Origin of the sequence: Janthinobacterium rivuli (assembly GCF_009208735.1) — a bacterium.
Classification (GTDB): domain Bacteria; phylum Pseudomonadota; class Gammaproteobacteria; order Burkholderiales; family Burkholderiaceae_D; genus Janthinobacterium.
In genome coordinates this window covers 54,155-61,757 of record NZ_WFLJ01000027.1, presented here as the reverse complement: position 1 = coordinate 61,757, position 7,603 = coordinate 54,155, and the positions used below count along the sequence as shown (strand labels likewise).

Below are 7,603 nucleotides of genomic sequence, written 5' to 3'. Positions count from 1 at the left end.
CGCCGAATTTCTTCGACAGAACCGTTGCGATTGCAGCGGTCAGCGTGGTTTTACCGTGGTCGACGTGGCCGATGGTGCCGACGTTGACGTGCGGCTTGGTCCGTTCGAATTTACCTTTTGCCATTTTATTCTTCCTTAGAACAATGATTTAAATGTAGGGACCGGCATTCTCGTGAAAGCCGGCCCGGAACTTCTATTACTTAGCTTTCGAGCTTACGATTGCTTCAGTCACATGCTTAGGTGCTTCAGCATAGTGCTTGAATTCCATCGTGTAAGTCGCACGACCTTGGGTCGACGAACGCAACGATGTGGCGTAACCGAACATTTCCGACAGAGGCACTTCGGCCTTGATGATCTTGCCGCCACCGCCAGCAATTTCATCCATACCTTGCACCATGCCGCGACGCGACGACAGATCGCCCATCACGGTACCGGCGTAATCTTCCGGCGTTTCCACTTCCACGGCCATCATCGGCTCCAGGATGACTGGCGATGCTTTGCGGCAGCCATCTTTGAATGCCATCGAAGCGGCCATGCGGAATGCATTTTCGTTCGAGTCAACATCATGGTACGAACCGAAGAACAGCGTGACTTTCACGTCAACGACTGGGTAGCCAGCCATCACGCCCGAAGTCAGCGTGTCGCGCACACCTTTTTCAACTGCAGGGATGTATTCGCGAGGAACGGTACCGCCCTTGATCGCGTCAACGAATTCGAAGCCCTTGCCCGGTTCTTGCGGTTCGATCTTCAGAACCACGTGACCGTATTGACCACGACCACCCGATTGCTTGACGAATTTGCCTTCCGACTCTTCGCACACTTTACGGATCGTTTCGCGGTAAGCCACTTGTGGCTTGCCGACGGTCGCTTCAACGTTGAATTCGCGCTTCATGCGGTCAACGATGATGTCCAGATGCAACTCGCCCATACCGGCGATGATGGTCTGGCCCGACTCTTCATCGGTACGCACGCGGAACGATGGATCTTCTGCTGCCAGGCGGTTCAGCGCCAGGCCCATTTTTTCCTGGTCGGCCTTGGTTTTTGGCTCGACTGCCTGCGAAATCACCGGCTCAGGGAAGACCATGCGCTCCAGAACCACGCTGGCTTTTTCGTCGCAAAGCGTATCGCCAGTGGTGGTGTCTTTCAGACCCACGACGGCGGCGATGTCGCCAGCGCGCATTTCCTTGATTTCTTCGCGTTCGTTCGCTTGCATCTGCACGATACGGCCGATACGCTCTTTCTTCTGCTTCACGGAGTTCAACACCGAGTCGCCCGAATTCAGGGTACCCGAGTAGCAACGGATGAAGCACAGCTGACCGACGAACGGATCGGTTGCGATCTTGAACGCCAATGCCGAGAACTTCTCATTGTCGTCAGCGGCGCGCTCGACTGGCTGCTCGTCCTCGTCCAGACCTGGGACAGGTGGAATGTCGATTGGCGATGGCAGGTACTCGATGACCGCGTCCAACATGGCTTGTACGCCCTTGTTTTTAAAGGCGGTACCGCACAGCATTGGAACGATTTCGCTGGCGATGGTACGCTGACGCAGGGCAGCCTTGATCTCTTCTTCCGAGAGGTCGCCTTCTTCCAGATACTTGTTCATCAGGTCTTCCGACGCTTCAGCAGCGGCTTCAACCATGTTCTCGCGCCACTTGGCAGCATCAGCGGCCAGGTGGGCAGGAATGTCGCCGTATTCAAACTTCATGCCTTGCGAAGCGTCGTCCCAGATAACCGCTTTCATCTTGACCAGATCGATAACACCGGTGAAGACGTCTTCAGCGCCGATTGGCATCTGAATCGGTACTGGGTTGGCTTTCAGGCGCGAACGCATCTGATCGTAGACCTTGAAGAAGTTGGCGCCGGTACGGTCCATCTTGTTCACGAAGGCCAGACGTGGCACTTTGTACTTGTTAGCCTGACGCCATACCGTTTCCGATTGTGGCTGCACGCCGCCGACGGCACAGTAAACCATGCAGGCGCCATCCAACACGCGCATCGAACGTTCCACTTCAATGGTGAAGTCAACGTGGCCTGGGGTGTCGATGATGTTGATGTGGTGGGCTGGGAAGTTGTTTGCCATGCCTTTCCAGAAGCACGTAACAGCAGCCGAGGTAATCGTGATGCCGCGCTCTTGCTCCTGTGCCATCCAGTCGGTGGTGGCAGCGCCATCATGGACTTCGCCCAGCTTGTGGTTCACGCCGGTGTAGAACAGGACGCGCTCGGTCGTGGTCGTCTTACCTGCATCGATGTGAGCGGAGATACCGATATTACGATAGCGCTCAATGGGGGTCTTGCGGGCCATAATTAATCCTAAATGAATGGACAAAACCGAGCAGCATTTTTTTGCAAAAATGAGCCCGGCCTCGAACAACAGATGCTTGACAGCCGCCTTGCGGTAGCTGGCTTTATATTAGAAGCGGAAATGCGAGAACGCTTTGTTCGCTTCAGCCATACGATGGACTTCGTCGCGTTTTTTCATCGCGCCGCCGCGGCTTTCAGCCGCTTCCATCAGCTCACCGCCGAGGCGTTGTGGCATCGATTTTTCGCTGCGCTTGTTAGCAGCTTCACGCAACCAACGCATGGACAGAGCCATACGACGGACTGGGCGAACTTCGACCGGCACCTGGTAGTTTGCACCACCGACGCGACGGGATTTCACCTCAACCAGCGGCTTGGCGTTGTTGATTGCGGTAGCAAAAACTTCGAGTGGATCTTTACCCGATTTTGCTGCGATGTGCTCGAAAGCACCGTAGATGATGTTTTCTGCAACCGATTTCTTACCGGACAGCATCAGCACGTTTACAAATTTAGCGACATCAGTGTTGCCGAATTTTGGATCTGGCAAAATTTCGCGCTTGGGTACTTCACGACGACGTGGCATATCAATTCCTTTCAATCTTCAGTTGAGCGCGCGTTCTTCGCACACTCGCGGACGACCATCATAGTCCTCCACTTACTCGACCAGATGCGGTCGACTACATTCACTTAGCTAGTTGCCACTGAGCGAAACTTGGGTTTGCTGCGTACAACTTATTACTTCTTGCCTGCTTTAGCGCGCTTGGTACCGTACTTCGAACGCGATTGCTTACGGTCTTTAACGCCTTGGGTATCCAGGGCACCGCGAACCATGTGGTAACGCACACCCGGCAAATCCTTGACGCGGCCGCCGCGCAACAGCACAACACTATGCTCTTGCAGGTTATGGCCTTCACCGCCAATGTACGAAATGACTTCGAAACCATTGGTCAGACGAACTTTAGCGACTTTACGCAGAGCCGAGTTAGGCTTCTTTGGAGTCGTGGTGTAAACACGTGTGCAGACGCCACGTTTTTGCGGGCTGTTTTCCAGCGCCGGCGATTTGCTCTTCACGGTCAAAGCGACGCGTGGATTGCGAATCAATTGATTGATGGTTGGCATCGTTATAAATCCAACAAAAAACTACGATTAATAACCCGGGCAAGATGCCCGGCGACTAAAACCTCGTCCCGCTTTCATCTCCTGCGCACCGGAGGCGCCCGCAGCCACTCGATAAGGAGCGGCCATGAAATGCCAAACAATACGTAAACGATGAGCAGAATAAAATCGAGAACTCGCTAGTTTAGACCTTGTGTTACAGGGGGTCAATCAGTTTACCGCTTTTTGCTATAAAAAAAGGCAAAAAAGCGGCACTTTTGTGGCATTTTGACTAATCCTTGGCCGCGGCGCGCAGACGCCGGCACCTCGCGGCGGTTGATGATTTGGCATTCTTTCTCTGCAACCACGCATTCGGACCCGCACATTCTTGTACGACCGCAAGACAACAAAAGGATTGATAATAGCGGACATTTTTCGTTGCCCTCCTTTATGCGCTCCTTGCTTCGCCCCGCCAATCTGTTCCTGCTCCTGACGTATGCCTTGCTGACGGCCGTGCCCTTCGTCCCCGCGCTGCTGGGGCGTGCGCTCGAGCATCCCTGGCAGATGCTCACCTTCGAGCTGCTGGCCTGGCTGGCCGTCTGGAGCGTGTTCAAGCGTCCCGCATACTTTCACTGGCTGCTGGTGCCCGCCTTCCTGGCCCTGCCGACGGAAATCTACCTGTTCATCTTCTATGGCCAGGGCATTTCCACGCACCACCTGGGCATCATCTTCGAAACCAGCCCCAAGGAAGCGATGGAATTCCTCGGGCAGAAAGTGTGGCTGATGGGCGCGGTCATGCTGGGCGTGATCGTCTGGTGCCTGCTCGGCTGGTTTGCGGCCACGCGCACGCGCGACCTGGACTGGCGCGGCAAGACGCGCCCGGCCGCCTTCATATCGCTGATCCTGCTGGGCGGCTTCTGGTGGTACGGCTACGAATTCGGCTTCGACGCCAAGGTCCTGCACAGCGCTCCCGCGTCCGCCAAGGCCAGCCTACCGGCGGCCAGCGCCAAGGCGGGCGCCTCCGGCTTCGGCGACGCCAGCTCGGCCGACGACGAGACGGCCGAGGAAGACGAGGAAAGCAGCAAGCCGGAGAACGCCAGCATCGCCGGCGCCGATGAAACGGGCCTGGGCTGGCCCAGCCTGCCCCACTGGGCGCGCCTGCCCTACGCCTTCGATACCGTCAGCAATTCCTGGCCCTTCGGCCTGGCCGCGCGCGGCTTCGATTTCTACAAGGAGCGCAAGTACCTGGCCGAGCTGGGGCAGAAAAGCAGCAGCTTCCGTTTCGGCGCGCACCAGCAACAGCCCGATCCCCATCCTGAAGTGGTGGTCATGGTGATCGGCGAATCGTCGCGCTACGACCGCTGGAGCCTGAACGGCTACGAGCGCGACACCAATCCCCTGCTGAAACAGGAAAGCAACCTGGTGCCGCTGGCCGACGTCATCACGGCCGTTTCCGCCACGCGCCTGTCCGTGCCCGTCATCATCTCGCGCAAGCCGGCCACGCAAAGCCTCAAGGATGGCTTCTCGGAAAAATCCTTCCTCACCGCCTACAAGGAAGCGGGCTTCAAGACGTACTGGCTGTCGAACCAGATCTCGTTCGGCCAGTTCGACACGCCCGTGTCCGTGTTTGCCAAGGAAGCGGACGTGGTGCAATTTTTGAACCTGGGCGGCTTTACCAACAATTCGAACTTCGACCAGATCCTGTTCGACCCGTTCAGGAACGCGCTGGCCGACCCGGCGCCGAAAAAACTCATCGTGCTGCACACCCTGGGCAGCCACTGGAACTACAGCCAGCGCTATCCGAAATCGTTCGACAAGTGGCAGCCGTCGCTGTTCGGCGTCGACAAACCCGTCTACACGGATACGGCCATCAAGCCACAGCTCAACAACAGCTACGACAGCTCCATCCTGTACACGGACTGGTTCCTGTCGAACGTGATCGGCATGCTGAAGGACGATGGCCAGCGCACCGCCCTGCGCAGTTCGCTCGTCTACGTGGCCGACCACGGCCAGACCCTGTACGACGGCACCTGCCGCCTGGCCTTCCACGGGCATAACACGCAGTTCGAATTCCACGTGCCCGCCTTCGTCTGGTATTCGCCGCAATTCCAGCAGCACTATCCGGACAAGGTGACGCAGCTGCAGCGCCATCAGAAGGCGCGCCTGTCGACGGAAAACATGTTCCACACCCTGCTCGACCTGGGCGACATCCGCTTCGCCGGCGAACAGCCCGAATGGAGCATCGCCAGCCCCCGCTTCAAGCAGCACAAGCGCTACGTCGACAGCTACGGCTGGACCAACTACGACAACGCCATCATCCGCGGCGACTGCCGCGAAGTGATCGACAAGAGCACGCCGGAGAAACAGGAAAAGTAAGCGCGGCCATCAGGCCCGTTCGAGCACGCCGCCGCAATCGGCCGGTTGCGCCATGTGCGTGCTGAGCCAGTCGAACACGCGCCCCGCCTTGTCCGCGATGCCGGCATCAAAACCGCGCTGCGCCAGCAGGGCGATGCCGTTCGTGGCCCGCAGCACGCCGGGCGCCAGCTGCAGCGCGCCGGCGTCATCGCGGCGCACGCACCACGGCGCCAGGCAGTCTTCCAGCAAGGGTCCCAGCACCAGGTTGTGCGACGAGACGATCACCAGGTGCTGCGCGGCCAGGCTATGCAGCACGGCGGCCGCCGCCGCCACCGATTCCAGATGGTTCGTGCCGCGGAAAATCTCGTCGATCAGAAACAACGCCGGCGCGCCGCCCTCGGCCAGCGCCAGCAATTCGCGCGCGCGCCGCAATTCGGCGATATATAAACTTTCGCCGCCATCGAGCGAGTCTTCGTTCTGCATGCTCGAATACAGGGGCAGCAGCGGCACGCGTGCCGCCTGCGCATAGCAAAAGCCGAAGGCGCGCGCACTGATCAGATTGAGCCCGACGCCGCGCAACAGGGTACTTTTTCCCACCGCATTCTGCCCCGAAATGAAGGCGCCGCGGCCATCGAGCCGCAGCGACAACGGCATGGCGCCATCGAGCAGCGGATGCACCATGGCGTCGAGCGACAATTGCCGCGCATCGGCTTCATGCACCCAGCAAAACTGCGCGCGAGCGCGCAGGTGGCGCGCCAGGGCCAGGTCCGCCTCCAAGTCGGCCAGCAGCAGGAAGCTCTGGCGCAGGAAGGCGCGTTCGCGCCGCACCACGCGCAGGCTGTGAAAGTAGCGCCGGATATTGCCCAGCATGAGCCAGTCGTCATATTCGCTCAGCAGGGGAATCATCTTGATCCAGCGCACTGGCGTGATCTGGCGGTTGATCACGCCTGCCATGCGGCCGCCTTCGCGCAGGTCCGCCGTGAACGGCGACTCGAGCGCGGCCAGGCGGCCATGCACCAGCAGTATCCGCTGCAAGGTAAAGACGCTGCGCTCCCACGGTTTGCAACGGTCGTAAAAACGCATCTGCAACGCCATCAGCAAGAGCCAGACGGGCACCGCGACGGCCCATGCCAGCGGCGCGAACAGCCATGCCGCCAGCAGCGACGCCACCAGCGCCAGGGTCGGCAGCAGCAGCCAGCGGCTCCACCACGGTGGTGCTGGCGGCGCTGCGCCGCACAGCAGCGCCGCCACTTCCATGTCTGCCGTGCGCAGCGGCTGCATCGCTTGCTCGATCACGGCCTGCCGTGCCGGCGCGGCCAGCAAGGCCGCGATGCGCGCCCGCGAGGCGGCGCCCGCCGTGCCGCTGGCCAGGCGCTGATGCAAACGCTGCTGGCCAAGAATGCTGGTCTGCGTGGCCAGCCGCACATGGTAGTCGTCGAGCAGCATTTCATCCCACGTCTGGCTATCGAGCTGGGGCAAACCATCCTCGAGCCGCTGCAGCATGGCGATGTCGCTGCGGGCAAACGGATAGTCGAACTCGGCCGGCTCGGGCAGGCTGGCGAACTGGCGCAGCCAGTGTTTCACACTGGCAAACGGTGAAGGCTTGGGGGGCGAGGCAGGCATCATGCTCCAGGAAGGTGGTCAGCATGGCGCCGCGCGCCATCACTGCCAGGCACAGATCAGGTCGATTGTCAGATTATCAAGATCGACTCGCGCGCATCCTGCCGGCCCGGCGCGCGCGGACACCTGGCGGACGGCGCGGACACGGCGGACAGCCGGACACTCAGAATTTCCCCCTTTAAAATCAACAACTTGAATCTGGCACGGAAGCTGCATACAGGATGGCATTGTCCAC

6 protein-coding genes are annotated in these 7,603 nt (G+C 59.4%); 1 reads left to right on the top strand and 5 read right to left on the bottom strand.

The window, feature by feature from the left end:
* From GCN78_RS27295 to rpsL, 4 genes are all read right to left on the bottom strand, one after another.
* The coding region (locus tag GCN78_RS27295) for a GTP-binding protein (RefSeq protein ID WP_017454492.1) at positions 1-124 on the bottom strand (124 nt) is incomplete at its 3' end.
* 72 nt (positions 125-196) lie between these two features.
* Positions 197-2,302 (bottom strand): elongation factor G, encoded by a 2,106-nt coding sequence (gene fusA / locus GCN78_RS27290; RefSeq protein WP_034753184.1) that lies wholly within the window; start codon positions 2,300-2,302, stop codon positions 197-199.
* Positions 2,303-2,410: 108 nt separating this feature from the next.
* Entirely contained in the window at positions 2,411-2,881 is a 471-nt protein-coding gene (rpsG, locus tag GCN78_RS27285) for a 30S ribosomal protein S7 (protein ID WP_010394377.1), read from the bottom strand.
* A 152-nt stretch (positions 2,882-3,033) separates the two neighbouring features.
* On the bottom strand, positions 3,034-3,417 hold the full coding sequence (gene rpsL / locus GCN78_RS27280) for a 30S ribosomal protein S12 (RefSeq protein ID WP_010394376.1): 384 nt from the start codon (positions 3,415-3,417) through the stop codon (positions 3,034-3,036).
* A gap of 426 nt (positions 3,418-3,843) precedes the next feature.
* On the opposite strand from rpsL, the gene GCN78_RS27275 reads away from it, so the two are divergent.
* The gene (locus GCN78_RS27275) at positions 3,844-5,769 is read left to right on the top strand and encodes a phosphoethanolamine transferase (RefSeq protein ID WP_152254491.1); all 1,926 of its coding nucleotides are present in this window, start codon (positions 3,844-3,846) and stop codon (positions 5,767-5,769) included.
* A gap of 9 nt (positions 5,770-5,778) precedes the next feature.
* Here the strand turns inward: GCN78_RS27275 and GCN78_RS27270 are convergent, their stop codons facing one another.
* Positions 5,779-7,371, bottom strand: coding sequence for a MutS-related protein (locus GCN78_RS27270; protein WP_152254490.1), 1,593 nt, complete (start codon positions 7,369-7,371; stop codon positions 5,779-5,781).
* Positions 7,372-7,603: the final 232 nt, after the last annotated feature.